Annotated in this window: 20 protein-coding genes; 4 read left to right on the top strand and 16 right to left on the bottom strand. The window is 63.3% G+C overall.

The window, feature by feature from the left end; genetic code table 11:
- Nucleotides 1-52: 52 nt before the first annotated feature.
- The gene (locus HHL25_RS18305) at nucleotides 53-2,959 is read right to left on the bottom strand and encodes a sulfite reductase subunit alpha (protein WP_169594341.1); all 2,907 of its coding nucleotides are present in this window, start codon (nucleotides 2,957-2,959) and stop codon (nucleotides 53-55) included.
- A 469-nt stretch (nucleotides 2,960-3,428) separates the two neighbouring features.
- On the opposite strand from HHL25_RS18305, the gene HHL25_RS18300 reads away from it, so the two are divergent.
- The 3 genes from HHL25_RS18300 (at nucleotide 3,429) to HHL25_RS18290 (ending at nucleotide 6,890) form a co-directional block, all read left to right on the top strand.
- Nucleotides 3,429-4,157, top strand: coding sequence for a type 1 glutamine amidotransferase (locus HHL25_RS18300; protein WP_169594338.1), 729 nt, complete (start codon nucleotides 3,429-3,431; stop codon nucleotides 4,155-4,157).
- A 99-nt stretch (nucleotides 4,158-4,256) separates the two neighbouring features.
- Complete coding sequence (locus tag HHL25_RS18295) at nucleotides 4,257-5,432, top strand: PAS domain-containing protein (protein WP_169594336.1); 1,176 nt, start codon at nucleotides 4,257-4,259, stop codon at nucleotides 5,430-5,432.
- Between the two features lie 3 nt (nucleotides 5,433-5,435).
- On the top strand, nucleotides 5,436-6,890 hold the full coding sequence (locus HHL25_RS18290) for a sigma 54-interacting transcriptional regulator (protein WP_169594334.1): 1,455 nt from the start codon (nucleotides 5,436-5,438) through the stop codon (nucleotides 6,888-6,890).
- A gap of 33 nt (nucleotides 6,891-6,923) precedes the next feature.
- Here HHL25_RS18290 and HHL25_RS18285 read toward each other — a convergent pair whose 3' ends face one another.
- The 4 genes from HHL25_RS18285 to HHL25_RS18270 all read right to left on the bottom strand — a co-directional run bounded on the left by HHL25_RS18285 (nucleotide 6,924) and on the right by HHL25_RS18270 (nucleotide 10,853).
- Nucleotides 6,924-7,706 (bottom strand): ABC transporter permease, encoded by a 783-nt coding sequence (locus tag HHL25_RS18285; RefSeq protein ID WP_169594332.1) that lies wholly within the window; start codon nucleotides 7,704-7,706, stop codon nucleotides 6,924-6,926.
- Nucleotides 7,707-7,717: 11 nt separating this feature from the next.
- Entirely contained in the window at nucleotides 7,718-8,587 is an 870-nt protein-coding gene (locus HHL25_RS18280; protein WP_169594331.1) for an ABC transporter permease, read from the bottom strand.
- Nucleotides 8,584-9,702, bottom strand: a complete 1,119-nt coding sequence (locus HHL25_RS18275; protein WP_205927917.1) for an ABC transporter ATP-binding protein — start codon at nucleotides 9,700-9,702, stop codon at nucleotides 8,584-8,586. Before HHL25_RS18275 ends, HHL25_RS18280 begins: the two co-directional genes overlap by 4 nt.
- An 86-nt stretch (nucleotides 9,703-9,788) precedes the next feature.
- The gene (locus tag HHL25_RS18270; protein ID WP_169594328.1) at nucleotides 9,789-10,853 is read right to left on the bottom strand and encodes an ABC transporter substrate-binding protein; all 1,065 of its coding nucleotides are present in this window, start codon (nucleotides 10,851-10,853) and stop codon (nucleotides 9,789-9,791) included.
- A 379-nt stretch (nucleotides 10,854-11,232) separates the two neighbouring features.
- On the opposite strand from HHL25_RS18270, the gene HHL25_RS18265 reads away from it, so the two are divergent.
- Nucleotides 11,233-12,855 (top strand): ABC-F family ATP-binding cassette domain-containing protein, encoded by a 1,623-nt coding sequence (locus tag HHL25_RS18265; RefSeq protein ID WP_169594326.1) that lies wholly within the window; start codon nucleotides 11,233-11,235, stop codon nucleotides 12,853-12,855.
- A 94-nt stretch (nucleotides 12,856-12,949) separates the two neighbouring features.
- On the opposite strand, the gene HHL25_RS18260 is transcribed toward HHL25_RS18265, so the two are convergent.
- From HHL25_RS18260 to ubiT, 11 genes are all read right to left on the bottom strand, one after another.
- Nucleotides 12,950-14,077, bottom strand: a complete 1,128-nt coding sequence (locus tag HHL25_RS18260; RefSeq protein WP_169594325.1) for an NAD(P)/FAD-dependent oxidoreductase — start codon at nucleotides 14,075-14,077, stop codon at nucleotides 12,950-12,952.
- Between the two features lie 23 nt (nucleotides 14,078-14,100).
- On the bottom strand, nucleotides 14,101-15,591 hold the full coding sequence (locus tag HHL25_RS18255) for a M81 family metallopeptidase (RefSeq protein WP_169594323.1): 1,491 nt from the start codon (nucleotides 15,589-15,591) through the stop codon (nucleotides 14,101-14,103).
- On the bottom strand, nucleotides 15,581-16,573 hold the full coding sequence (locus HHL25_RS18250) for an ABC transporter ATP-binding protein (protein ID WP_169594321.1): 993 nt from the start codon (nucleotides 16,571-16,573) through the stop codon (nucleotides 15,581-15,583). Before HHL25_RS18250 ends, HHL25_RS18255 begins: the two co-directional genes overlap by 11 nt.
- Nucleotides 16,570-17,532, bottom strand: a complete 963-nt coding sequence (locus HHL25_RS18245) for an ABC transporter ATP-binding protein (RefSeq protein WP_169594319.1) — start codon at nucleotides 17,530-17,532, stop codon at nucleotides 16,570-16,572. The genes HHL25_RS18250 and HHL25_RS18245 overlap by 4 nt, the downstream gene beginning before the upstream one ends.
- Entirely contained in the window at nucleotides 17,532-18,395 is an 864-nt protein-coding gene (locus HHL25_RS18240; RefSeq protein ID WP_169594317.1) for an ABC transporter permease, read from the bottom strand. Before HHL25_RS18240 ends, HHL25_RS18245 begins: the two co-directional genes overlap by 1 nt.
- Nucleotides 18,392-19,321: an ABC transporter permease gene (locus tag HHL25_RS18235; protein ID WP_169594315.1), complete on the bottom strand. Its 930-nt coding sequence runs from the start codon at nucleotides 19,319-19,321 to the stop codon at nucleotides 18,392-18,394. Before HHL25_RS18235 ends, HHL25_RS18240 begins: the two co-directional genes overlap by 4 nt.
- Before the next feature lie 19 nt (nucleotides 19,322-19,340).
- Nucleotides 19,341-20,927, bottom strand: a complete 1,587-nt coding sequence (locus tag HHL25_RS18230; protein ID WP_246701883.1) for an ABC transporter substrate-binding protein — start codon at nucleotides 20,925-20,927, stop codon at nucleotides 19,341-19,343.
- A gap of 53 nt (nucleotides 20,928-20,980) precedes the next feature.
- Entirely contained in the window at nucleotides 20,981-21,850 is an 870-nt protein-coding gene (locus HHL25_RS18225; RefSeq protein ID WP_205927916.1) for a MurR/RpiR family transcriptional regulator, read from the bottom strand.
- A 230-nt stretch (nucleotides 21,851-22,080) separates the two neighbouring features.
- Complete coding sequence (ubiV, locus tag HHL25_RS18220; RefSeq protein WP_169594311.1) at nucleotides 22,081-23,019, bottom strand: ubiquinone anaerobic biosynthesis protein UbiV; 939 nt, start codon at nucleotides 23,017-23,019, stop codon at nucleotides 22,081-22,083.
- A gap of 2 nt (nucleotides 23,020-23,021) precedes the next feature.
- Nucleotides 23,022-23,999 (bottom strand): ubiquinone anaerobic biosynthesis protein UbiU, encoded by a 978-nt coding sequence (gene ubiU / locus HHL25_RS18215; protein ID WP_169594308.1) that lies wholly within the window; start codon nucleotides 23,997-23,999, stop codon nucleotides 23,022-23,024.
- A complete protein-coding gene (gene ubiT / locus HHL25_RS18210) occupies nucleotides 23,990-24,499 on the bottom strand; it encodes a ubiquinone anaerobic biosynthesis accessory factor UbiT (RefSeq protein WP_205927915.1) in 510 nt (169 codons plus the stop codon). Before ubiT ends, ubiU begins: the two co-directional genes overlap by 10 nt.
- Nucleotides 24,500-24,570: the final 71 nt, after the last annotated feature.

Here is a 24,570-nt window from a genome sequence, read left to right as displayed (position 1 = left end):
TTCGGGGCGGCCAGCGGCCGCCCATGAAGGTTGGGGAAGGTCGGAACTGGGGTCAGTAGATGTCGCGGAGGTAGCGCTTTTCCTTGCGCAGGCGTTCGAGATAGGCCTCGGCCCCATCGGCCGACATGCCGCCTTCGGCAGCGACTATCTCGACAAGGGCCTGCTCGACGTCGGCCGCCATATGCGTGGCATCGCCGCAGACGTAGAGATGGGCGCCCTCTTCGAGCCAGGCGAAGAGCTCGCGGGCGTTTTCGCGCATCCTGTGCTGGACATAGACCTTTTCCGCCTGATCACGCGAGAAGGCGAGATCGAGGCGGTTCAGCAGCCCTCCGGCCTGCATGGCGACAAATTCGTCCTCATAGAGGAAGTCCCGACTGCGGTGCTGATCACCGAAGAAGAGCCAGTTCCGGCCGCCCGCGCCACGGGCACGCCGCTCCTGCAGGAAGGCGCGGAAGGGGGCAACCCCGGTGCCAGGCCCGATCATGATCATGGGGGCGTCATCGTCCTCCGGCACGCGGAAGGCGCGGTTCGGCGACGGGAAGATCGGTACCGTGGCGCCTTCGGCGACACGGTCGGCGAGATAGGTCGAGGCAACGCCCTGCCTCATCCGGCCATGGCTCCGGTAACGAATGGTACCGACCGTCAGGTGGATGCTGCCCGGGTGTTCCTTCGGGCTCGATGCGATCGAATAGGCGCGATGTTGCAGAGGCTTCAGCAGGCCGACGAAATCGGAAAGCCCCATCGCGTCCTTCGGCATCATGCCGAGGAGGTCGAGAATGTCCCGGCCCCAGAGCCAGGCATCGAGCGACTGGCGATCGCCGTTGTCCAGGATGTGTTTGAGTTCGGCATCGCCGGAGAGCCGGGCGACTTCTCCGACCAGGTCGCGCGACGGGGTGCTGATCTCCAGCGTTTCGGTCAGCAGCGCGCCGAGCGGCTTGTCGTAGCCTGCGACGGACACATGGGCGCAGGCGCCGAAATGGCTCATCATCGCATCTACGAGGCCCTTGTCGTTCTGCGGAATGACGCCGATGCAGTCGCCGGCTTCATAAGTGAGGCCGCTGTCGCCGAGGTCGAACTCGATATGGCGGGTGTCCTTGGCCGAGCCTTCGCGCGACAGTCGGCGATTGACCGCCATGCGGGAGGCATAAGGGTTGCGCCGGCTCCACCTGGAACGCACCGCAGACTCCGATGGCATGCCGCCAAGAGCGATCTCGGCATCTTCGCCCTCAACGCCGCTTGCCGCGGCAAGCGCACGATCCACCCAGGCAAAGGCGGTTGCCGCATAGTTGGTATCGCAATCCACCCGGGGCTCGATCGACCGTGCGCCGAGGGCCTGCAGCCGCTCGTCGATGTCACGGCCTGCCGCGCAGAAGGTCTCGTAGCCGGAATCCCCCATGGCCATCAGCGAATAGGAGAGGCCGCCAAGGTCGAGCGCATCCTCGCCGCAGAGCGCATCCCAGAAACCGCGCGCGGTGTCCGGCATTTCACCCTGGCCATAGGTCGATGTCACGATCAGCAGGCGCTTCAGTCCAGCCAGCTCGTCCATTTCGATGCTGTCGAGGGGCGCCACACGCGGTTGAAATCCCCGGCTACGGGCGATCCCGGCTATGTCGCTTGCCATCTGCTCGGCATTGCCCGTCTGGGTGCCGTAGAGGATGGTGAGCGACAGGGCCTGGTCGGTCTCGGCGCCGGGCGCTGCGGCCGGCCTTACTGCCTCCTCGGCGCTCGGCGGGATAAACGTCTTGCGCTCGCCCCGGTCGAACGCAATCGGCAGGACGATAGGGCCGGTATTGCCGCTGTCGGGCAGGAAGCGGGCCTCTCCTTCGATGCGGGGATTGCGAACCCGGTGGGCGAGGATCGCCAGCGCTTCCGTCATGTCGCCACGGGCGATGAAATGGCCGAGGCAGAAATGCGCGCCGCCGCCAAAGCCGAAATGCGGTTTACGCTCGGCGGTGATGTCGAAGGAAGGGTCGGCATAGGCGCGCGGATCGGACGCTGCCGACTGGCCGAACAAGTGGATCGTGGTGCCGCGCTTGATCTCGAGCCCCTGGTAGACGAAGTCCTCCACGGCCTCGCGCGTCACCCAGGTGATGGTCGGCCGGATGCGCATGACTTCCTCGACCGCGGATTTGCCGAGCTCCGGCTTGTCACCAAGCAACGTCCATTGACCGGGATTGCGCATGAACACCTCCATCGCAAGGCCGATCTGGTTGCGCGTGGTGTCGATGCCACCGAAGATGGCGAGCATGATCAGGTCGTAGAGTTCGCGTTCCGACAGCGCCTCGTCGCTCTGCAGGTTGGTCTTCACCAGCATCGACAGGAAATCTTCGCCGAGTTCCTGCTGACGCAGTTCGTCGACCAGCGTCATGACGTAGTCGAACAGCTTCACCGTTGCCGCGTCGACTGTTTCGAGGTCCTGCTTGAAGGTCACGCCGAGCGCCAGGCCCATGTCGGCGGCGAGGTCCGCGAGTTCGCGCCACTTTTCGTGGGGCAGGCCGAGAAGCATGCAAATGACCCGCGTCGCATAGGGTTCGGCGAAATCCGCCATGAACTCGCAACTGCCCTTCTCGATGAAGTTGTCGATCAGTTCATTGGCAAGTTTGGCGAACTCCGGGCGAAGGCTGATGACCAGCTTCGGCGAGAAGGCCGGATTGGCGAGGCGGCGCAGGCGGGCGTGGTTCGGTCCTTCCTGGCTCAGCAGCATGCGCTCCCACCAGCCGGCGAAATGACCGGACACGCCGTTCAGCTTGGGCCAGGCATAGCTCCCCTGCCTGAGGCGCGCATCGCGCATGAGCTTGTGCACTTCGTCATAGCGCAGAACGGCCAGACCGTAGTTGGTCCGCGCGCACCAGTTCTGTTCACGCGCATCATCGACCTGTTGCGACCGAATCGAGAAATTCGGGTCGCTCATGTCGAGGAAAGGTAAGCTGCCGATATCGATCAATTCATCTGCGATCATGGTTCCCTCGCATTTTTGCGTTTTCCCTGTCCGCAGCAAAAGCCGTGCCAGCCACACCGAAATTTTCAATGTGTTGATTTTGCTTATGAAAAAAATCGACTGTTGGCGCAGCTCGCTGATGTGGACAACTGCGCTGCGTTTTTGCGGAGACTTTTCTGCAATCACGCAGCATCGGCGACGAGGTGTGGTGAAGCGGTCCTTGGGGTGCGGAAATCGCTGTCGGATGGGGCGCTGATCGGCCGTTCTGTTGGAGTGCCCACAGGCCAATGCGCCTGGGTCTCGCAAGGTGCGGGCGGCCGCTGCAAAAATGACGGCGACCTATGCAAGTGCGCATCAATTCCCGCTTGCTGAACCGAATCCGATTGAAAATGCTCGGTTATTTTCGTGGCATGGATTTTGCTAAATTCACTAAAGAGCCGCCCTGTCTTGCGGGTCGGTCATGTGCGGGTCATTCAGCAGACGGAACACCATGTCGAGAAAAACGCTAGCCTTCATTTCGCAGCTTGCCGAACCCGGGAGCTACAACAAGTCCACCTGGCGTCGGATTCACGGCGGTGACGACGAGACCATCGCGGTCGAGGCCTTGCTCGATCATATCGGCGCCCTGGACCGGCTCGACTATATCGGCATCAAGGCGCATGAAGGCGAGCCGTTGCCGGCCGATCTCGATGCCGTCGACGGCGTGATCCTCGGAGGCAGCTTCGCATCCGTCTCTGACAATTATTGCTGGCAGGCAGAAATCGCCGACTGGCTGACGCGCTGGCGGGCGACCGGCAAGCCTCTGATGGGCATCTGCGGGGGCCACCAGTTGATGACGACCGTTCTCGGCGGCCGGGTGGAGAAGAACCCGAGCGGACCGGAGGTTGGTAGCCTGCCGCTCAGCTTCACCGACCAGGGGCGCGACCACTACCTGCTCGACGGCTTCGACGAGACGTCCCCCTTCTTCTTCGGCAATTTCGACCGGGTCGTCGAGGTGCCGAATGGAACGGTCGTGCTCGCGACTCGTCCGACGCTTCCCGCGGCTGCGCTGGATCACGGCGGCAACTGGGTCTCGGTGCAATTCCATCCGGAAACTACCTGTGACCGGATGGCGACCTGTTGGGCGGAAATCGATCCGGCGCAGGCGTCACGATACAGCTTCATCCCCGGCTGCGAACGGATGATCGGAAATTTCATTGTGGGAACGGGCCTGCTTTGAGACGGGGCGGGTTCCGGTTCGCGCCGGAATGCCGGAGAGTATGGACGAAGCGGCAGGATGCCGAGGCATCCGACGCCTGAGTAAGAAAGGTCGCATAGAATGGCGATGATGGAGGGAGATCTGCCGGATCAGGCAGCCGCCGAAAGCGGCCTGTCGCCTGAAGACGATCTCTTGATCGACGTGATTTCCCGGGATGGGCGCGTGCTGTGGTTCAACGAAGCGCAGGCCGAACTGCTCGGCACCTATGACCACGAGATTGTCGGCTATGACGCCGCGGCCTTCTATGCGCCGGATTGCTTTGCGCAGATCCAGCAGATCCTGCGCAACCGGACACGTTCCGAACATGGCGCGACCATGGAACTCACCTTGCTTGCGCGCGGCGGACGGCCGATCCGGACACTCGCGCGAGCTCGCTTCGTGCGTTTCAACGGAGAGATCTGTCTCCGGCTTGCCAAGATGGACTATGGTCCAGTCGGCACGCGTTATCGGCAGATGGAAGACGATTTCCGGACGCTGCAAGCCATGCTCGCGACTTCGAACGAGGCGCATTGGGGGATCGTCTTCCTCGAGCCTGTCGACACCACCTTGCCGAAGAGCGAAGTGATCCGGCAGGTGTTCGAGAACCAGTCCGTCTGGCGGATGTGCAACCCGGCCATGTCGCGGATCTACCAGTTGCCGGAATCGGTCGACTTCAACGAACAGGATGTCCGTCTCTACTGGCCGCGGAGTGCCGCCAACGAGAAGTTCGTCGAGGAAATCATAAACTCCAACTACGCGATCGATGATGCGCTCAGCGTCGACAGACGCCATGACGGCACGCTGCAATATATCCTCAACGACGTGCGGGCCGACATCGTCGACGGCTTCCTCCTGCGGCTGTGGGGCAATTGCCGCGATGTCACCGAGCAGCGCCATGCCGACGACGAGAAGGCAAATGCGCTGAAACTTGCCATCCGTGCCCTCGACGGCATGCCCGATCCGGTCATTGTGCTCGATGCCGAGGGCAGGGTGCTTAACCGCAACAAGGCTTATGCCACGGCCTTTTCCGGCAGCAGAACCGTCGAGACGCAGCTTCTCGCATTCGTGCGCACCCGGCGGCGCGCTTCCGGCTGGTCGCTTTTCACCAATCCCGGCGGACCGGGGCCCTCGGTCCTGCTCGATGTCCATATCCGCAAGATCAGCGGCATGGACGGCGAGACCTGGACGATTATAACTGTTCGTGAGCGGGAGCCACATGTGCCGAAACGCGCATCCCGCCAGCCAAAGCGGCCGTAAGAGATGATGACACCGGGCGACATACCGCAGTTCTATCTAGGCGTCCGGGGGGCGGAGGCGCTCAGCCGCGAGGCCTGGGAGCAGAACTTTCAGTCGCCGCAGTTTCGGGCCTTCGCCAATCTGCTTCCGGACGGCCTGATGATCGTCGACCCCGATGAGGTCGTGGTCTTTTTGAACACCGCTGCGGAACGGGCGGCGCGGCTGTCCTCGCCCTTCGAGAGCCAGGCGTTGTCGACCTTCCTCCGGTTTTCCGATTTCGACATGGACGATTTTCTCGCCTCCGCCCAACGTGGGCACACCCAAGGTCTGGTGCGGGCGAAAATCTCCGGCAAGGTCTATCAGGCGAGCCGCCGCGTGCTCGTGGTTGCCGGGTCCGCCAGCGGGTTCACCGTCTACTTTCTCCGCGACCCGGAAAACCAGGACCGCGCCAAACGCGGGGTTGCCGGGCGGTCGATCTCGGCGGGTGACCAGAAGGAAAGCGCGCGGCTTGTCTTCCCCGATGGATTGAAGACCCAGGTTGAACAGGCGGTGCGGGCCTATGCGCGCAATTTTCGCGTTCTTCTGCTCGGCGAATCCGGCGTCGGCAAGACGGCGATCGCCCGCCACATCCACCTGACGGGCGGTGACCGCGGGCGACCCTTCGTGCATGTCAATTGCGGCTCCATTCCCGAGACGCTGTTCGAGTCCGAAATGTTCGGCTACGAGCGGGGCGCCTTCACCGGCGCGCTGCAGGCGGGCAAGCGCGGCTATATCGAAAGTGCGGCCGGCGGCACGCTGTTTCTCGACGAAATCGGCGAAATCCCGCTGTCGTCCCAGCCGAAACTCCTGAAATTCCTGGAGGATGGGACCATCCAGCCGGTGGGATCCTCCGTCTCGAAGAAGATCGACACCCGGGTCATCACCGCAACCAATCGCGACCTCACCGAGATGACGCGGCAGGGAGGGTTCCGCAAGGACCTGCTCTATCGCCTGTCGACCTTTCCGGTCGAAATCCCGCTGCTGCGCAATCGCTCCGACAAGGCCGACATCCTCGACATGATGCTGGAGCGGGCAAGCCAGGAGCGTGGGGCGCCGCTGAAGCTCACCGCCGCTTGCCGGGCGATCCTGATGCGTCATTCGTTTCCGGGAAACCTGCGCGAGATGAAGAGCGTGGTCGACTATCTGGACATCGTTGCGAGCGATCTCGCGGGGCCGGAGCATCTGCCGCCGTCGTTCTCCCGGCACCAGGGAACGGCGATCGAGCCGTCTCAGGCGCCGGTCCGTCCGCAGATCAGTGACGAGGGGGCTGCGCCGGAGATCGAACCCGGTGGCCGGACACTCAAGGAAATGGCGCGCGCCTTCGAAGAACGGATCATCAACGAGGCGCTCGACCGTCTCGGATCCAAGCGAGCCGCCGCCAAGGAGCTCGGCGTCGACATCGCCACCATCGTCCGGAAGACCAACCGCACGGCAGAATGAGGTCCCGACGCGAACGCCGGGACCGATCTTTACCTATTGCTTCTGTCGCAGCAGGCTTACCGAACTCAGGATCAGTGCAAGCGAAGCCACGACGATCAGCGCGCCGATCGCATTGATCTCGGGGGTGATGCCGCGCCGCAGCGTCGAGTAGATGTACATCGGCAGCGTCACATCGCGACCGGTCAGGAAGTACGTCACCGGGATTTCGTCGAAGGACAGCGTGAAGCAAAGGAGCGCCGAACCGATGATGGCCGACCGGATGTTCGGCAGGGTCACATGGAGGAATGTCTCCACGCCCGTCGCGCCGAGATCGGAGCTCGCCTCCGCAAGATTGCGGTTCACCTTTTCCAGCCGTGCCAGAACCTGCCCGACCACGATGCCGACCAGCGCGGTGGCATGGCCGATCACGACCGCGCCGAGGCTCTGGGGAAGGCCGATCTGCTTGTAGAAGTTCAGCATCGCGATGCCCGTCACGATGCCGGGCAGGGAAAGCGGCAAGAGGATCGTGTTCTTGAACAGCTGTTTGCCGATGAAGGGATAACGGTCCAGCGCCAATGCCGCCGGCACTCCGATCACGATGGTCAGCGCGGTGGCCGAGATCGCGACGAGAAGGCTGTTCACCAGCGCCTGCAGTAGGGCCTGGTTGGAGAAGACCTTCTCGTACCAGCCCCAGGTGAAGCCTGAGAGCGGGAAGGAGGTTACCGGGCTGTCGTTGAAGGAGAACAGGATCAGGATTGCGACGGGGACGTAGAGGAACAGCAGGGTTCCGATTGCGACGCCGACCAGACTTTTCTGCCACCAGATGAGTTTGTGCATGGTGATCTCCTTCAACCCATCGAAACGCGGCCGGCCCGATCGAGTCTGCTGGAAATCTGCAGCACGACCAGGACCAGAGTGAACAGGACGACGGCGAGCGCCGAGCCGAGCGGCCAGTTGAGGGCTGCGCCGAACTGGCTTTGCAGAACGGTCGCGACCATCGTGCCGCTCGGGCCACCGACCAGGACCGGGGCCACGAAGTCGCCGAAGGACAGGCAGAAGGTCATCGTGGCGCCAGCCACGACGCCTGCCGTCGACAGCGGCATGATGACCCGCATGAAGGTTTCGAACGGGCCGGCGCCGAGATCCTGCGACGCCTCGATCAGGTTCGAGGGAATGCGCTCCAACGCGGTGAAGATCGGCATCACCATGAAGGGGATGAAGATATAGGTCAGCGTGATGACCATGGCCGCCTGGTTGTAGAGAAAGATGTCCAGCGGCTGGTCGATCAGGCCCAGCCAGAGGAGGGCGGAGTTCAGTGCGCCATCCGTGCCAAGGATGATCTTCCAGGTGTAGGCGCGCAGCAGGTAGGACACCCACAGCGGCACCACCACGCACATGTAGAGGAGGGTGCGCAGTTTCTCGGAGCGGATGGTGAAGACGAGGAAATAGGCGAGGGGATAACCGAGCGCGACGGAGTAGAGAGTGACGAGTGCCGCGATCTTCAGGGTTCTGAGGATGACTGTCGAGTATTGCGGGTCATAGAAGAGTTGGAGGTAGTTGCCGAGCTGAAAGGCGGGGACGAACAGCGGAAATTTCCGCTCCCAGAAACTCATCATTGCCATCGAGGCATAGGGGAGGATGAGGAAGACCAGGGTCCAGAGAAGGGGTACGGAGAAGAGCAGCCAGAAGCTCGCCTTGTTGCGGGTGCGGGCCTTCATGCAGCGTCCTCCGCTCGATAGACCAGCACGTCGAGCGGGGCGACGTGGAAGGCAATGCGGTTTCCGGGCTGGGGAACGCTGCCGTCGGCTGTAACGGTGCTGCGGGGGATGTCGACGAAGATCGGTGCCTCGACGCCGTTGAGCTTGAGTTCGATCTGGAAACGGCCACCGTGGAAGAGCTGGTTGACGACGGTCGCGGCCAATGTCGAGCTTCCTTCCGGTGCAGGACCGGCCTGCATGCGCTCGGGGCGGATCGCGATCAATGCCCGGTCACCCTCCTTGAGTCCGGCCTGCGGCTGGACCTCGATCCCCGATATCACGCTGCCATCCGGCAACCGGACCTTGGTGTGTCCGTTATCCCTGCCGGCGAAGGTGCAGGCAAGCAGATTGGCGGCGCCGATGAAATCGGCGACATACGGGGTTGCCGGGCGATCGTACAGCTCGGACGGCGAGCCGATCTGGGCGATGCGGCCGCCCTGCATCACCGCGATGCGATCCGACAGCACCAGTGCTTCTTCCTGGTCGTGGGTCACCATCAGGAAGGTGATGCCGAGTTTCTGGTGGAGATGCTTCAGCTCGACCTGCATGGCTTCGCGCAGCTTCACGTCGAGCGCCGAGAGCGGTTCGTCGAGCAGCAGCACTTTCGGCTGGCGCACCAGTGCACGGGCCATCGCCACACGCTGGCGCTGACCGCCGGAAAGTTGCTGGGGCATGCGGTCGGCCTTGTCGGCGAGACCGACCAGCGCAAGCGCATCGGCTGTGCGCCTGACACGCTCTTCCTTCGGCTTGCGGTTGGCACGGACCGTCAGCCCGTAAGCAACATTTTCGGCCACGGTCATGTGGGGGAACAAGGCATAGTCCTGGAACACCGTGTTGATGTCGCGGCGATAGGGCGGCTCTTGCGTCACGTCCGAACCTGCCAATGTGATGCGGCCCTGATCCGCGGTTTCGAAGCCTCCGATGAGGCGAAGCGTCGTCGTCTTGCCGCAGCCGGACGGGCCGAGCAGGGTGACGAATTCACCGGTGCCGATTTCGAGGTTGATGTTGTGGAGCGCGGTGAAGTTCCCGTAGGCCTTCACGACGTTTTCCAGGGTCACGATGGGTTGCAATGCCATAGGCAGGTCCTTGAGCGAGTCGAATATGAACAGCGGAAATCACCGCCGGAATGACCGGCGGTGATCGGGGTCGTCCTGATCGGTGCTCAGGGAGCCGCCTTCACGGCGTTCCAGACCTCGAGATACTTGTCGAGGCGTGCCGGCATCTGCCACATCACGAGGCTCTTCACGAACTCGATGTTGTTGACCTTCTTGGCTTCCGCGTCGGCGCCGGTCAGGCAGCCGGAGACGGATTTCGGGTTGACCGGGAAGTAGCCCGTCGAGCCGACGATGCCGCACTGGCCCTCGGCCGACAGCATGAAGGAGAAGAACTTATAGGCGCATTCGCTGTTGGCGCTGCCCTTGACGAGCTGCATGGAGTCCATCCAGCCCTCGGCCTTTTCCTTCGGCGTGAACTCGACGACCTCGAAGCCCTTCTTGAGGGCGTTTACGTCCTTGCTCTGCAGCCCGGTCCAGGTGTTGGAGACCCAGACTTCCTGGTTGGCGTAGAGTTCGGTGAGTTCGCCAGCGGTCGCCCAGTACTTGCGGATCAGCGGCTTCTGCGCGATCAGCTTCTGCTTGACCGCCTCGAGCTGTTCGTCGGTCAGGTCGTAGATGTTCTCGTAGCCGAGCAGGCGAGCGGTCCAGTAGAGCGACGACTTGTCGTCCCACATGGCGATCTTGCCCTTGTACTTCTCGTCGAAAAGTACGCCGATCGAATCCGGCTTCGGATCGATCTTGTCGGCGCGATACATCAGCGAAATCGATCCCCAGACGAGCGGAACGGACCAAACCGAGCCCTCGGCCGAGACGTCGTTCGCGCCGGAGAATTCCGGATAGACGTCGGACCAGCCTTCGATCTTGGCGGTGTCAATCGGCTCTACGAATCCGGCCTGGCGCATAAGCCCGATCGTGTCGATCGAAGGGACGATGATGTCATAGACGCCGCCGCCTGCCGCAAGCTTGGGGGCAAAGTCGTCATTCGAGCCGACATAGGTCGACGTCGTCTTGCAACCGGACGATTCCTCGAACTTGGAGATGAAAGACGGGTCGGCATAGCCTTCCCAGGTCAGAATATTGAGTTCAGCCGAAGCTGCGACGGAAGGGGCGGCAATTGCCAATGCGGAGACGAGGGCGAGCAGACGACGGCCCGGGCCAATATGCTTTTTCATTTCGGTTCCCTTTCTGGATTATTCTTAACGTGCATTTTTCGACCGTTTCTGCCGACGGTTCTTTTGGGTCCTCGGGATCGCTCCTGGGACACGATGCTGCAACGCAAGACGCATGCCAGCCTGTGCCGCGTCGAATTTCTCTTCTTTGTCAGTTGTTTGCGGGAAACGTTAATTCTGCTTCGACATGTCCGCTGCATTAACGCAGCATGTCGGGCAAAACGGCATCGATGCATGATCGCGATTTGATCCGTCGCTCGGCAAGGAAACCCGTGTTACCGGGCCGTCAAAGTGGTGCGATAGGTTTCGACATGCCGCGCGAGGCATGACATAAGGGCGCCGCAAATCCGCAGTCCCCGCTCTCCAGTTTCCTGTCCGGTCCATGATACGCATCGAAAACATCAGCAAGCAGCTCAGCCACCGCATCCTCTTCCTCGAAGCATCCGCCGCCCTGAACAAGGGCGAGAAGATCGGCCTCGTCGGGCCGAACGGTGCGGGAAAGACGACCATCTTCCGCATGGTCACGGGGCAGGAGCTTCCCGACGAGGGGCAGGTCTCGGTCGAGCGCGGCGTCACCATCGGCTACTTCAACCAGGATGTCGGCGAGATGTCCGGCCGAAGCGCTGTCGCCGAGGTGATGGATGGGGCCGGGCCTGTCAGCGTCGTCGCCGCCGAGCTTCGCGACCTTGAGGCCGCCATGGTCGATCCCGACCGTCTCGACGAAATGGACCAGATCATCGAGCGCTACGGCGAGGTTCAGGCGCGCTACGAGGAGCTGGACGGTTACGGCCTGGAGGGGCGCGCGCGCGAGGTGCTTGCCGGCCTCAGCTTCAGCCAGGAGATGATGGACGGCGACGTGGGCAAACTTTCCGGTGGCTGGAAGATGCGCGTGGCGCTTGCCCGCATCCTGCTGATGCGCCCCGATGTGATGCTGCTCGACGAACCCTCAAACCATCTCGATCTCGAGAGCCTGATCTGGCTGGAACAGTTTCTCAAAGGTTATGACGGCGCGCTGCTGATGACCTCGCACGACCGCGAGTTCATGAACCGCATCGTCAACAAGATCATCGAGATCGACGCGGGCTCGCTCAACAGCTATTCCGGCGACTACGAGTTCTATGCGCAGCAGCGGGCGCAGAACGAAAAGCAGCAGCAGGCGCAGTTCGAGCGGCAGCAGGCGATGCTGGCCAAGGAAATCAAGTTCATCGAACGCTTCAAGGCCCGAGCCAGCCATGCCGCACAGGTCCAGAGCCGGGTGAAGAAGCTCGACAAGATCGAGCGCGTCGAACCGCCGAAGCGGCGTCAGGTCGTGGCCTTCGAATTCCAGCCGGCGCCGCGTTCGGGCGAAGACGTGATCAACCTGAAGAACGTCCACAAGACGTATGGACAGCGGGTGGTCTACGACGGTTTCGATTTCATGGTCCGGCGCAAGGAGCGCTGGTGCATCATGGGCGTCAACGGCGCGGGCAAGTCGACGTTGCTGAAGCTGGTCGCCGGCGAATCCAAGCCCGACCAGGGAACGGTCAGCATCGGTGCGAGCGTGAAGATGGGTTACTTCGCCCAGCACGCCATGGACATTCTCGACGGAGACATGACCATCTTCGAAACGCTGGAAAGCACCTTCCCCCGGGCCGGTCAGGCGCCGCTCAGGGCGCTCGCGGGCTGTTTCGGCTTCTCCGGTGATGATATCGAAAAGCGTTGCCGGGTGCTGTCCGGCGGCGAGAAGGCGCGTCTGGTGATGGCGATCATGCTGTTCGACCCGCCGAACCTGCTCGTCCTCGACGAGCCGACCAACCACCTCGATCTCGATACCAAGGAAATGCTGATCAAGGCGCTGTCCCAGTATGAGGGCACGATGCTGTTCGTCAGCCACGATCGCCACTTCCTGGCCGAGCTTTCGAACCGGGTGCTGGAACTCACCCCTGAAGGCGCCTTCCAGTACGGTGGGGGTTACACCGAATATGTGGCGCGCACCGGCCACGAGGCGCCGGGCCTGAGAAGCTGAGCCGATCAGCCGGCGACAGGTATGACGACAAAAAATACGGAAGCGCGGGACCGACATCCCGCACTTCCGTTTGCCCGGCTTCCGGGTGAAGCTTTCAAGCGCCGAGACGGGCCGGCAGGAAGGTTCCGGCGTTAAGCCCGAGCCGGGTCAGGTGCTCCGGAGGCGCGCCGTCAAGAAACACGCCTGCCGCCCATTCCGACAGCGCCGGCGATGTCAGGATGCCGCTGCCGCCCTGCCCGGCCAGCCAGAAGAAATTGGGATCGCGGGGGTCGAAACCGACGACCTGATGCTTGTCGGGAGCGAAGGAGCGCAGACCCGCCCACTTGTGCGAAATGCTCTTCACCGGAAGCGTGGTCGACTGCTCGAGAAAATGCGCGGCATAGGCGACGTCGATGTCTTCCGGCTGGGCGTCGCAGGGCATGCTGGGGGTCGCGTCGGCCGGTGAGACCATCAGCTTTCCCGCCTCCGGCTTGAAATAGAAATCCTCGTCGACCTCGTTGACGCCGGGCATGGGTCCCAGATCGTATTCGTCCGGAACGTCGACGGTGATGGCCGTGCGGCGATGCGGCACGATGCCGAGCGGTTCGAGGCCGGACAGTTCGGCGAGCCTGTCCGCCCAAGCCCCGGCGGTGTTGACGATGCGCCGGGCAAAGACTGGTCCTTGCGGCGTTTCCAGGCGGTAGGCGTTGTTCTCCCGCTTGACGACTGTAACGGGCGCGCCCGTGCGGATATCCGCGCCGGCGCGGCGGGCGGCGCGCAGATAGCCTTGCAGGATGCTTTCGACCTCCATGTCCCAGCAGGCGGGATCATAGAAGGCCCCGGCCATGTAGTCGCCGCGCAGGAAGGGAACCACGGCGATCGCCTCGTCCGTGGATACCCGGCGGGTTTCCGGCGACGTTCCGATCACTTCGCGAAAGGCCGCGTCCAGCTGGGGCAGGCGGTCCTCGGTCGCAATCACCAGATTGCCGCGGGGAATGAGCAGCGGCACATCGGCGAAACCCTCCGGAGGGCTCGACAGGAAGTCATAGGATGCGTCCGCGAGCAGGCCGGTCGTTTCGTTCTGGAACTGCCGCGAGAATTCCGCGGCCGAACGGCCGGTCGAATGATAGCCGACCTGCGCCTCCGCCTCGAGCAGCACGAGCGATCGGCGCCCGGCTACCCGATAGGCGAAGGATGCACCGGCGATGCCGCCTCCCACGACGGCAACGTCGAAGATTTCCATGTCGTTTCCTCCGGCGCCGGTCTTCAGCGCACCATGTCCCTGTCGAGCGGAAAGATCGGCCGCGGAATCTTCTTGTAGGGCAGTCGGGCATAATCGAGCGTGCAGAGCGCACCGCTGTCGCAGACCACGACCTTGCTGGCGATCGGCTCGAAGGCGGCGCGGAAATGCTGCATCGACTTCAGGCCCACCACGCGTTTTTTCGCCGGGTCGATGCCGAAGGCGCGGAACTGCTGGAGATCAAGCATCTGCAGGGGGACGCTCGTCACCAGCACCTCGATGCCGTCGACGACCAGCACGGCACTGGTACCGTAGCTCTGTTCCAGGCCGCCGACCATTGGGCCGTCACCGACGAAGTGGCCGTTGCTGACCAGACGGATCGTGCCCGTCACGGTCAGCGGTTCGCCACCGAAACGCGGATCGGTCTTGCCGCCGATGGCGATGGTGACCGTCGCACCTTCGCCCTCGGCAGCGAGTGCGGCCGCGGCCTCGGGGTCCACCATCGGACCAAAGGCTGCATCGTCGACGCCCGCCTCCAGCATGGCCTTGAGCAGGTTGGTGGAGTCGCCATAGGAACCGCCGCCCGGGTTGTCGGCATAGTCGGCAATGATCAGCGGACCGTTGGACTTGGGATAGGTACGCGCCATCTCGGCGACAGTCTCCACAGGGTGGAAGGTGTTCATCACGTCGTGACGCTTTTCCCAGATGTCGTCGGCCAGCGTCTCGGCGAAGGCCTGGTGGCGGGCCGGATCGCCATCATAGGTGACGAGGACCGTCGGGCCGACCTCGGGGATGTCGGCTTCCGGGAAGGCGCCGTTGATGCTGACGGCGAGTGCACCCGGCTCGCTCTTCTCATAAGCGCGTGCCTTGGCGATCCGTTCCACCATGGCGCCGACGTCGGTGCGGCCGCCATTTGCCTCTTCGAGCATCGGCAGCTGAATGCGCAGCGTCTTCGGTGCGATCTCGCCCTTCATCGTGCGGTCGAGCAGGCTGCCGGCGTGGTAGGCGGTCTCCCGCAGGTCGATATGCGGATAGGTCTTGTAGGAGACGAGGATCTGGGCAAGCGCGCACATGCGCTTCGTCACGTTGGCGTGCAGGTCGAGCGTGACCGCAATCGGCAGATCCGGGCCGACGACGGCCCGCAGGCGCTCGAGCAGTTCACCTTCGCCGTCGTCCGTGTGCTCGGCGACCATCGCACCGTGCAGGCAAAGCAGGATGCCGTCGAACTTCTCGGCCTTGGCGGCTTCGATGATCTTGCCCGTCAGGAACTCATAGGCTTCGACGGTGACGGGCCCCGACGGCTCGGTCCAGGCGCTGACCGAATGGCGCATGTCCCAGCCGAACTCCTTCTGGCAGACGAGCGCGCCGGCGAGCCCGGTGTTCGACTGGCTGCGCTTGGCGATCGCCTCGTCGCCCATCATCAGCGTTTCACGCTGGAACTCGGGAATGCCGGTCTTGCGGATGCTGAAGGTGTTGGATTCGTGCATGAACTCGGCAGTCAGGACTTTAAACGGCATTCTCGGTCTCCAGTATGATTTGCGCCGCGCCCTTGACGTGGCATGCCACGGCATGGGTCCCGGCCAGGGATTTCAGGTGAGGCAATTGGCTGTGGCAGCGATTCTCGACGAGGGGACAGCGGCCGGCGAAGGCGCAGCCCCGGGGTTCGTCGTAGCCGCTCGGAATCTCTCCGCTGATGCGCGGAATGTCCCGGCGGTGATGGGGATCGGGCACGAAGGCGCTGTCGAGGAGCGCGATCGTATAGGGATGGGTCGGAGTTGCTCCGCGCGGCAGCACCTCGACGATGCGGCCGAGATACATCACCAGGATGCGGTCGCAGAAATACTGGACCAGCGCCAGGTCATGCGAGATGAAGACGTAGGTCAGGTCGAGGCGGTCGCGGAGGTCCTGCAGCAGGTTGATGACCTGGGCCTGGATCGAGACGTCGAGGGAGGCGGTCGGTTCGTCGAGCACCACCAGCGAGGGGGAAAGCGCCAGCGCGCGGGCGATGCCGACACGCTGTTTCTGTCCGCCGGACAGCTGGTGCTGATAGCTGTCTGCCAGGTGCGCGGGCAGCGAGACCATCGCGAGGAGTTCGGACACCTTGGCGTCGCGTTCCGCCCGGTTCATGCGGATGCCCTGCACGTCGAAGGGTTCGAGTAGGGCGGAGCGGATCGACTGGCGCGGGTCGATCGAGGAGTAGGGGTCCTGGAACACCATCTGGAAGCGTCGACGCAGGCGGCTCAGCGCACGACCTTTCAATGGGCGGATGTTCTGTCCGTCGAAGAGGATTTCCCCGCCGGTCGGTTCGATCAGGCGCGAGACGAGGCGCGCGAGCGTCGACTTGCCACAGCCGGATTCGCCGACGACGCCGAGAATTTCTCCGCGCTCGAGATCGAAGGACACGTCGGTCACGGCGCGGAACTGGCGTTTCTTGCGGAAGAGACCGCCGCCGTTCGAGAAGACGCGGGACAGGGACCGGATGGAAAGAAGTGGCGTCATGCGCTCGCTCCTTCGGCAAGGAAACAGGCGACCGATCGTCCGGCATCGACCACGCTTGGCGGGCTCGATGCGCGGCAGACGTCGATCGCCTGCGGGCATCGCGGATTGAAACGGCAGCCGGCGGGCATGGCGCTTGCCGGCGGCACCATTCCGGGAATCCCGGCCAGGCTGCCCTGGGCCATGCCGGGCTGCGGGATGCAGCCGATCAGTGCGCGGGTATAGGGATGGCGGGGTGCGTCGAAGATCGCGTCGACCTGGCCATATTCGACGACCTTGCCGCAATACATGACCGCGACCTCGTCACAGGTCTGGGCGACGACGCCCATGTCATGGGTGATGAGAACAAGGCCGAGGCCCTTTTCCTTCACGAGCTCGTGGAGGAGCGCGATGATCTGCGCCTGGACCGTGACGTCGAGCGCCGTGGTCGGTTCGTCGGCGATCAGCAGGTCGGGGTCGCCGGCCAGCGCCATGGCGATGACGATGCGCTGACGCAGGCCACCCGACAGCTGATGTGGAAAGAGATCGTAGGTCATTTCGGGCGAGGGGATCCGCATGCGTGCCATCAGTCCGATCGTCTTCTCCCTGGCAGCCCGCCGGTCGAGCTTGAGGTGGATTTCCGCGACCTGGTCGATCTGTCGGCCGACCTTCACGACCGGATCGAGCGAGGTCATCGGGTTCTGGGTGATCAGCGCGATGCGGCCGCCGCGGAGGTTGCGATAGGCCTTTTCGCCGATGGAGGTCAGGTCGGTCCCGTCGAACAGGATGCGGCCCGACTTGATCCGACCACCCATCAGCGGCAGCAGGCCCATGACGCTCATCGCGGTCATCGACTTGCCCGAACCAGATTCGCCGACGAGGCCGAGGATGCGGCCGCGATCGACGGCGATGTCCACGCCGGAAAGCGGTTCGAGCGGCCCGAAGCCGATATGGAGGTCTTCGACCTTGAGGAGGGCGGGCATCAGCTTCTCATCCTCGCCTTGACGTCGAGGGACTTCAGCACGCCCTGACCGAACAGATTGATGAAGATCACCGAAGCGGCGACGAAGATACCGGGCCAGAGGATGACCCACGGCGCGTTGAACAGCTGGGCCGAGCCCGTGCTCATCATGCCGCCCCAGCTCGGCACCGGGGGCTGGGCGCCCATGCCGAAGAAACCGAGGGTCGCTTCGAGCAGGATCGCATTGCCGGTCGATAGCATGGCAACCACCACGACCGGGGCGATGGCGTTGGGAAGCAGCCGGCGCATCATGATGTGCAGTGGACCGGCGCCCATGCTGCGGCTCGCCTCGACGAAGGTCTGGCGCTTGAGGGTGATGATCTGAGTCCTCGTCAGGCGGGTGAACTGGGCGAGGTAGGCGATGGCGATCGCCAGCACCGTGCTGCCGGAGCCCGGTCCCAGGATCGCGACGATGAGCAAAGCCAGCAGGATTTCAGGAAAGCACCAGGTGAGATCGACCGCGGACATGGTCAACCTGTCGAAGCGGCCGCCGACGTAACCACAGACGGCGCCGATCAGAATGCCGCCGACGAGGGACAGGGTGATCGAGATCACGGAGACGCTCAGCGAGGTACGGGCGCCGTAGATCACGCGGGAGAGGATGTCGCGGCCGAACTCGTCGGTGCCAAACCAATGGGCCGCCGACGGCGCCTGATTGGCGATCGAGAGGTCCTGAATGTCATAGGCGTAGGGCGAAAGCCAAGGTGCGCCGATCGCGGCGATGGCGAGCAGCAGGAGAGCCACGCCGGACAAGGCTGCGCCGGGCGTGGGAGCCAGTGCCGCAATCCTCGACAGGAAAGGGGTGCGAATGCTGCGGGAGGTCATGCGGCAGCTTCCTCGCGCTGGCGTGGATCCATCGCAGCCTGCAGGAGGTCACCCAAAAGGGTTCCCAGCATGACGGCGATTGCCAGAAACAGAAGGCAGCCCTGGATGAGCGGATAGTCGCGCTGGCCGAGCGCGCGGATCAGCAGCGAACCGAGACCCGGCCGGGCAAAGACGTATTCGACCGTTACCGAGCCGCCGACGATGAGCCCGATACGCAGGCTGAGGATGGTGACGACAGGGATCAGCGCATGACGAAGCACATGGGCGATCTGGATTCGCAGCCGCGACAGGCCCTTGGCGTGCAGCAGCATGACAAAATCCTCGCGGGCCGTTTCGATCATGGCGACACGGGTCACCTGGGCGACGAGGGCCATGCCGCCGAGACCGACGGTCAGCACCGGCAGGATGAGGGAGGTCCAATGGCGGGCCCCGGAAACGGGTACCCAGCCGAGCTGGACGGCAAAGAGCATGATCATCAGGAGGCCGAGCCAGAAGGTCGGAACGGTGGAACCGAGAAGCGACAGCCCCATCAGCGAATGGTCTACGAAACGGTCGCGGAAGCTTGCGGCAAGCGCGCCGGCGAGAATGCCGAAGACGGCGGAAAAGGCGAGGGCCCAGGCGCCGAGCGCGAGGCTCGGGCCGAGATTGGCGAGAATGAGGTCGGCCACGGGACGGCGCATGACGATGGCCGTCCCGAGGTCGCCTTGGGCGACATTGCCGAGCCAGGTGAGATACTGCTCGAAAATACTCCGGTCCAGCCCGTAGCGGGCGACGATCGCCGCCCGCTGGTCAGGTGAGGAGCCGGTCCTGATCAGATTGTCGACCGGATCACCCGGCACGAGATGGACGATCAGGAAGACCACGCCGGAGACGACGAAGAAGACCGGTATCATCGCGAGAAGGCGCCTGAGCGCATAACCCATCATATCCGTCGTCCCCGAACCGTCATTCCTTGACTTCGATGTCGAGGACGCTTTGGGCGGAGAACTGCGGCCCGTTGATCGTGGCCGGAACCACGACGCGGTCCTTGTTGAAGACGAGCGTCTGCACCGGTTCGTAGATCGGGGCGAACGGATACTGGCTCAGCACGTATTCATGATAGGTCTTGAAGTTGGCGACGCGCTCCTCGGGAGTCTTGGAGCCGGTCAGCGCCTTAACGCGCAGTTCTTCCGCCTTCGGATCCTTCCACATCGAGACGTTCGGATAACCGAGACGTTCGCCGGAGAAGAACCAGTCGAGGATGTCGGCATTGTTCCAGCCATAGCTGCGGACTGCGAGCTGCTGGGTACCCTTCTTGTATTCGGCACGGATCGAGCTGGTGTCGAAGACGGTGATCTCGGCATTGATGCCTACGGCCTTCAACTGGGCCTGGATGACTTCCGTCAGGCGCTTGAACTCGGTGTCGCTCTGGGTCCAGAGGGTGACCGTCAGCGGCTTGCCGTCCTTGGAGCGGCTGCCGTCCGCTGCTGCCTTCCAACCGGCCTCCTCAAGGAGCGCCTTGGCCTGTTCCGGGTCGTAGGAAATGTTGAACTTCGGATCGACCTTGGATTCGGGCAGCGACGCGATCAGGAAGTTGTGGGCAGCAAGACCTTTTCCGCCGAACAGCTTGTCGAGGATTTCCTGCTGGTTGACGGCGAGCGCCGTCGCCTTGCGGACCTTGAGGTCGGTGAAGGGCTCGACCGTCGTGTTGATCGGCATGTAGAAGGTGCCGAAGCCCGGCATGCTCTGGACGGTCGCGGTTTCCAGAGTCTGGTACTGCGGCAGGATGTCGCTCGGGACATCAATGACCGCGTCGACGCCGCCGGTCTTCAGTTCCAGGAAGCTGGTCGAGGAATCGGCGATTTCGCGAAGGGTCAGGCGGTCGATCTTGGCCGGCCCCTTGTTCTCCGAGGCGGCGCTGCCCCACGTGTATTCGTCGTTCTTCACGAGCACAGACTCGACGCCGGTGGTGAAGCTTTCGAGCTTGTAGGGACCGGTGCCGACGGCAACGGTGACGCCGTAATTGGTGCCTTCGGCATCATAGGCCTTGGGGCTCGGAATGCCCATGAAGCCGCTCGACAGGTTGTAGAGCATGTTGGCGTCGGGGTGCTTCATGACGAAGCGGACCGTCAGGTCGTCGACCACTTCGACCTTGTCGATGGCGGCCACGAGATACTCGTTTTCCGTGCCGGCAAATTTCGGGATCCACCAGGCGATCGTCTTCGCATTGAAGGGCTCGCCGTCATGGAACTTGACGCCGTCCTTGAGATGGAAGGTCCAGCTCAGGCCGTCAGCGGAGGATTCCCAGCTGGTGGCGAGGTGCGGGTAGAAACCCTGGTCGGCACCCTGCACGACCAGGCGGTCGTAAATCAGTGCGTCGGCGAGCGTGACCAGCGTGCTGCGGATCGGATCGTGGTTCGGCGCACCGGCTTCCGACGACGGCAGCACGAAGACGGCTTCCGCCGCCATGAGTGCCGACGCCGGCATCATGCCGCCGCAAGCGAGTGTCAGCGCGACCATTGCGCCTTTGAATTCCCACTTCATGTTCGTCATCGTCTGCGTTCCCCTTTTTTGACTTGGCGTGACGGGTGGAGGATTTGGATCTGTCAGTCTTCCGGGGTGCCTCCGGCATAGCCCGTGAAGGTCTTGTAGCAATTGAACATCTGGCCCAGCCGGTCCTCGACCTCGACGCCGAGCTCACTGAAGACGCCGCTGATGGCGAGCTGTACCAGCGAGACGAGCGGGCTGAGAGAGTCCCAGAACTGATTGAGGGCGGTGGGTACCGCGAAGACCTCGCTCGAAGCGGAGGTTGCCCAGTCGCAGTAGGTGTCGGTGATGATGGTGACCGGAATGCCTTTTGCGTGGGCGGCTTCGGCAAGCTGCTTGCTCTGGCGCGAATAGCGACGGGTGTCGATCACCACCAGCATGATGCCGTCCGGATTGGTCAGCAGCACGTCGACGAAATTGCCGGCTGCCATGTCGACGATGTGGACTTCGTCGCGAAGATACTGGAGCTGATGGGCAAGCACCGCGGCGACGCCGCGCTCGGTCTGGAAGCCGGCGCAGTAGACCTTGCGGGCCTTGCTGAGACGGGTGACGAAGCGGGCGAATTCCGGCGTCTGGGCAAGTTCGTAGACACGGACCAGCGCGCCGATCTCCATTTCGAGACCGGCGGCCAGCTGGTCGTTGCCGGAGCGGGCGCGCGCCGCGAATTCCTTCAATCTGTCTCCGACAAGCCAGGGGCTGTCGCCGAAGTCGTCCTTCAGGTCGGCCTTCAGTTCCTTGAAATGGGTATAGCCGATCGAACGGCAGAAACGACCGACGGTCATCTCACCGACGCCGACCTTGGCGGCGATGCTGGCGGCCGTCTCGAAGGGCAGTTCGCTCAGATTCGACAGCATGTAAGTTGCGATCGCACGGCCGGCGGCCGTGGAACTTTCTAGACTGTCGAGCAAACGCTCCTTGACCGTCGCCATCAAATCCCTCTGTCAAAAATGTTATTTTTATATCTCTATAGCGATACGGTATATTTTTATATCATTCCGTCAAGCCGTCATTCAGGAAAAATTAAGGGGCGCCCAGGCCGTCTAAGCGAGTGGCTGGCCGCGAGCCTTGGAGCGAAATGACGAAGAGCCCCGCGGTCGTGGGACTGCGGGGCTCTCCAAAGCGCGATGAACGGGGGGCTTTCGAACGGCGGCGGCTGTTCCTAGGCTACGGCTCCATGGGCCGTGTCCCGGGCGCGGGCCACCCAGGCTGCCCCTTCACGGGCGTGATGGAAACCGTTCGAAAGGGGAGCCGCGGGATAGATCTCCCGCAACCGGCCAAGCGCCTCGTCCGGATCAAGGGCACCGTCGAGCACGCTGCGATAGAGGTTGGCAACGGAGACCATGTCGCAGTCCTGGGGGGAGAGGCGGACCGCCGCGATCCCGCATTTCGCCAGGTCTTCGAGTTCGCCGAGAAGGGCCTGGCAGGTGTGAGAGACCGTCTGAACGCCGTTCAGCGCCAGGAACGACTGGCGGTCAAGGGTTCTCACCGGCAGACCATCGGGTTCCTCGCCGCAGACGAACAGGCAGTTGTCCTTGATCTTGCCCTTCGAGCGGGCGTGGGCGCAGCGGGCGGAGATGGCGAGCGGCATGCGACCGAAGGCGAAAACCTCGAAATCGATGCCGGGGCTTTCGGCCACGATGCGCTCGACCGAGGTGAAGGGCAGTTCCGGCGGCAGACAGATGCGGGTCGCGCCGCGCCCGCCCAGCAGCCTCGCGGTTGCGGCATTGTAAACGTTGACCAGCGGGCCGACGGTGTGGGGCATTCCGTTCAACAGGCCGAGTGCCGAGAGATCGTTCGCCTCGACGAGATGATCACTTTGTCCGACCAGGTCGCGGATCTGCCGGCTCTCGCGTTCCAGCGTGACCAGTGCGAGCGTCGAGAACACCACCGTCTTGCCGGCAGCCTCAAGCCGCTCGGTGACCTCGGCAATATGCGGTTCGATGAAATGCTGGCGTTTGGAGCAGACGGTCTCGCCGATCACGACCGTCTCGAAAGGGGACTCATCGGCGACGCGGAAATGGTAGTCGCGCCATTTCGGGCCGTCCCACAGATAGTAGACGGGACCCATCGTGAGCGACGGTGCTTTCATGTCGTTCATGCTCATCTCCAGCGCTTCTCGTAGGCGCCCGATGTGGTCTTCTGGCCCTCGCTCAGGCCACGAAGACGCGACAGGAGTGCCGACCGTTGGTCGGGACTGGCGGAAAGGGCCTTCTTCAGCGTCGAGACGACTTCGGCGACATAGGCCTTGCCGCGCTGGCGCCCTTCGATCTTCAGGGCGCTGACGCCGGCGGCGGTCAGTGCGTCGATCTCACCCATGACGTCGAGCGAAACCGGGTCCTCGAAAGCATAGCTGCGATCGTCGGCGATATCGAAGCGTCCCTTGCAGAGTGTCGGATAGCCGGCCGCCTCGCCGGCGGGAAACCGGTTGATGGTGTAGTCACCAAGCTCCGAGACAAGCTCATTGCCCTCCTTCCGGTAATGAACGTGGCTGGCGGGTGAACACACGCCGTTCATGTTCGGCGACTTGCCGGTCGCATAGGAGGAGAGCGAGCAGCGGCCTTCCGCCATGACGCAGAGCCCACCGAAGACGAAGACCTCGATCTCGCAGCGGATCTTCGGGGCCATCCGGGCGATGTCGGCGATCGTCAGCGTGCGCGGCAGGACCACCCGTTTGGCGTTGAAGGCCTCGACCAGGAAGTTGATCGCATCGACATTCGAGGCGGAGGCCTGCACGGATACATGCAGGCGCTGGTCGGGATAGCGCTCCGCCACATGAGCCATCAGACCGAAATCCGCGAGGATCAATGCATCGGCGCCGAGCGCGACCGCATCGGCGGCGGCGCGGTACCAGATCTCCTCGTCCCCGGCCCGCATGAAGGTGTTGAGCGCGACGAAGGTCTGCGTGTCGTGCCGACGGGCATAGGCAATCGCATCGCGAAGTTCGTCCCGGCTGAAGTTGAGACCGGGAAAGTTCCGGGCATTCGTCTCGTCGCGGAAGCCGCAATAGACGGCGTCGGCACCGGCGTCGACGGCTTCGCGAAAGGCCGCGGGCGTGCCGGCGGGGCAGATCAGTTCCATGTGGAGGCCTCCCCGGACAGGGCGCGCCGGCGGATACCTTCGCCGATCCGTCCGAAGAGCGGTGCGAGTGGTCCCGCCAGCGTGGAGAGATCGCGCGGCAGATCGATGTCGCAATCGTCGAGCGCATTGCGCATCGCGAGCATCGCCTCCATGTCGCCGGTGACCGAAAGATCGCGCGAGAAGAAGAGGGCATCGGCGTCGCAGCGACCTTCGAGCAGTGCGAGCAGGGTGAAGAGCGGGCCTTCCACCGAGGCATCGACGCCCGCCGGCGAACCGGACCTGCGCATGACGCGGATCGCGGGCCTTGCCGGTTCGACGACGAAGCACAACGGTACATCGACGGGCAGGAAGGCGAAGCGCTTTTCCTTGTGTTCGCCGAGGCGGTCGAACAGACCCGGATGCTCTTTCATCATCCGCTGGAAGAGCAGGGTCACCGCTCGTTCGATCGCGGCCAAGGGAACAAGATTGAGCGGGGCCGCAAGCGTTTGGGGAAATTGCATGATTATGAGGCCTTTGCAGAGAGCGAACTGCGGCATGCTAACGGCTTGTCCGGAGAAAGCATTTGAGCCAG

Source organism: Rhizobium terricola (assembly GCF_012927355.1).
In the GTDB taxonomy this organism is placed as follows: domain Bacteria; phylum Pseudomonadota; class Alphaproteobacteria; order Rhizobiales; family Rhizobiaceae; genus Allorhizobium; species Allorhizobium terricola.
Note: the sequence above shows the minus strand (reverse complement) of the source record. Positions and strands in the feature narration are given on the sequence as shown.

What these genes read in the sequence shown, in the direction of transcription:
- ubiV (WP_169594311.1), bottom strand. Translation starts at nt 23,019, where the DNA reads ATGAACGACATGAAAGCACCGTCGCTCACGATGGGTCCCGTCTACTAT.
- HHL25_RS18230 (WP_246701883.1), bottom strand. Translation starts at nt 20,927, where the DNA reads ATGACGAACATGAAGTGGGAATTCAAAGGCGCAATGGTCGCGCTGACA.
- HHL25_RS18225 (WP_205927916.1), bottom strand. Translation starts at nt 21,850, where the DNA reads ATGGCGACGGTCAAGGAGCGTTTGCTCGACAGTCTAGAAAGTTCCACG.
- HHL25_RS18245 (WP_169594319.1), bottom strand. Translation starts at nt 17,532, where the DNA reads ATGCCCGCCCTCCTCAAGGTCGAAGACCTCCATATCGGCTTCGGGCCG.
- HHL25_RS18270 (WP_169594328.1), bottom strand. Translation starts at nt 10,853, where the DNA reads ATGAAAAAGCATATTGGCCCGGGCCGTCGTCTGCTCGCCCTCGTCTCC.
- HHL25_RS18300 (WP_169594338.1), top strand. Translation starts at nt 3,429, where the DNA reads ATGTCGAGAAAAACGCTAGCCTTCATTTCGCAGCTTGCCGAACCCGGG.
- HHL25_RS18260 (WP_169594325.1), bottom strand. Translation starts at nt 14,077, where the DNA reads ATGGAAATCTTCGACGTTGCCGTCGTGGGAGGCGGCATCGCCGGTGCA.
- HHL25_RS18280 (WP_169594331.1), bottom strand. Translation starts at nt 8,587, where the DNA reads ATGAAGGCCCGCACCCGCAACAAGGCGAGCTTCTGGCTGCTCTTCTCC.
- HHL25_RS18275 (WP_205927917.1), bottom strand. Translation starts at nt 9,702, where the DNA reads ATGGCATTGCAACCCATCGTGACCCTGGAAAACGTCGTGAAGGCCTAC.
- HHL25_RS18290 (WP_169594334.1), top strand. Translation starts at nt 5,436, where the DNA reads ATGATGACACCGGGCGACATACCGCAGTTCTATCTAGGCGTCCGGGGG.
- HHL25_RS18255 (WP_169594323.1), bottom strand. Translation starts at nt 15,591, where the DNA reads ATGCCGTTTAAAGTCCTGACTGCCGAGTTCATGCACGAATCCAACACC.
- ubiT (WP_205927915.1), bottom strand. Translation starts at nt 24,499, where the DNA reads ATGCAATTTCCCCAAACGCTTGCGGCCCCGCTCAATCTTGTTCCCTTG.
- HHL25_RS18265 (WP_169594326.1), top strand. Translation starts at nt 11,233, where the DNA reads ATGATACGCATCGAAAACATCAGCAAGCAGCTCAGCCACCGCATCCTC.
- HHL25_RS18285 (WP_169594332.1), bottom strand. Translation starts at nt 7,706, where the DNA reads ATGCACAAACTCATCTGGTGGCAGAAAAGTCTGGTCGGCGTCGCAATC.
- HHL25_RS18240 (WP_169594317.1), bottom strand. Translation starts at nt 18,395, where the DNA reads ATGACCTCCCGCAGCATTCGCACCCCTTTCCTGTCGAGGATTGCGGCA.
- HHL25_RS18235 (WP_169594315.1), bottom strand. Translation starts at nt 19,321, where the DNA reads ATGATGGGTTATGCGCTCAGGCGCCTTCTCGCGATGATACCGGTCTTC.
- HHL25_RS18295 (WP_169594336.1), top strand. Translation starts at nt 4,257, where the DNA reads ATGGCGATGATGGAGGGAGATCTGCCGGATCAGGCAGCCGCCGAAAGC.
- HHL25_RS18250 (WP_169594321.1), bottom strand. Translation starts at nt 16,573, where the DNA reads ATGACGCCACTTCTTTCCATCCGGTCCCTGTCCCGCGTCTTCTCGAAC.
- HHL25_RS18305 (WP_169594341.1), bottom strand. Translation starts at nt 2,959, where the DNA reads ATGATCGCAGATGAATTGATCGATATCGGCAGCTTACCTTTCCTCGAC.
- ubiU (WP_169594308.1), bottom strand. Translation starts at nt 23,999, where the DNA reads ATGGAACTGATCTGCCCCGCCGGCACGCCCGCGGCCTTTCGCGAAGCC.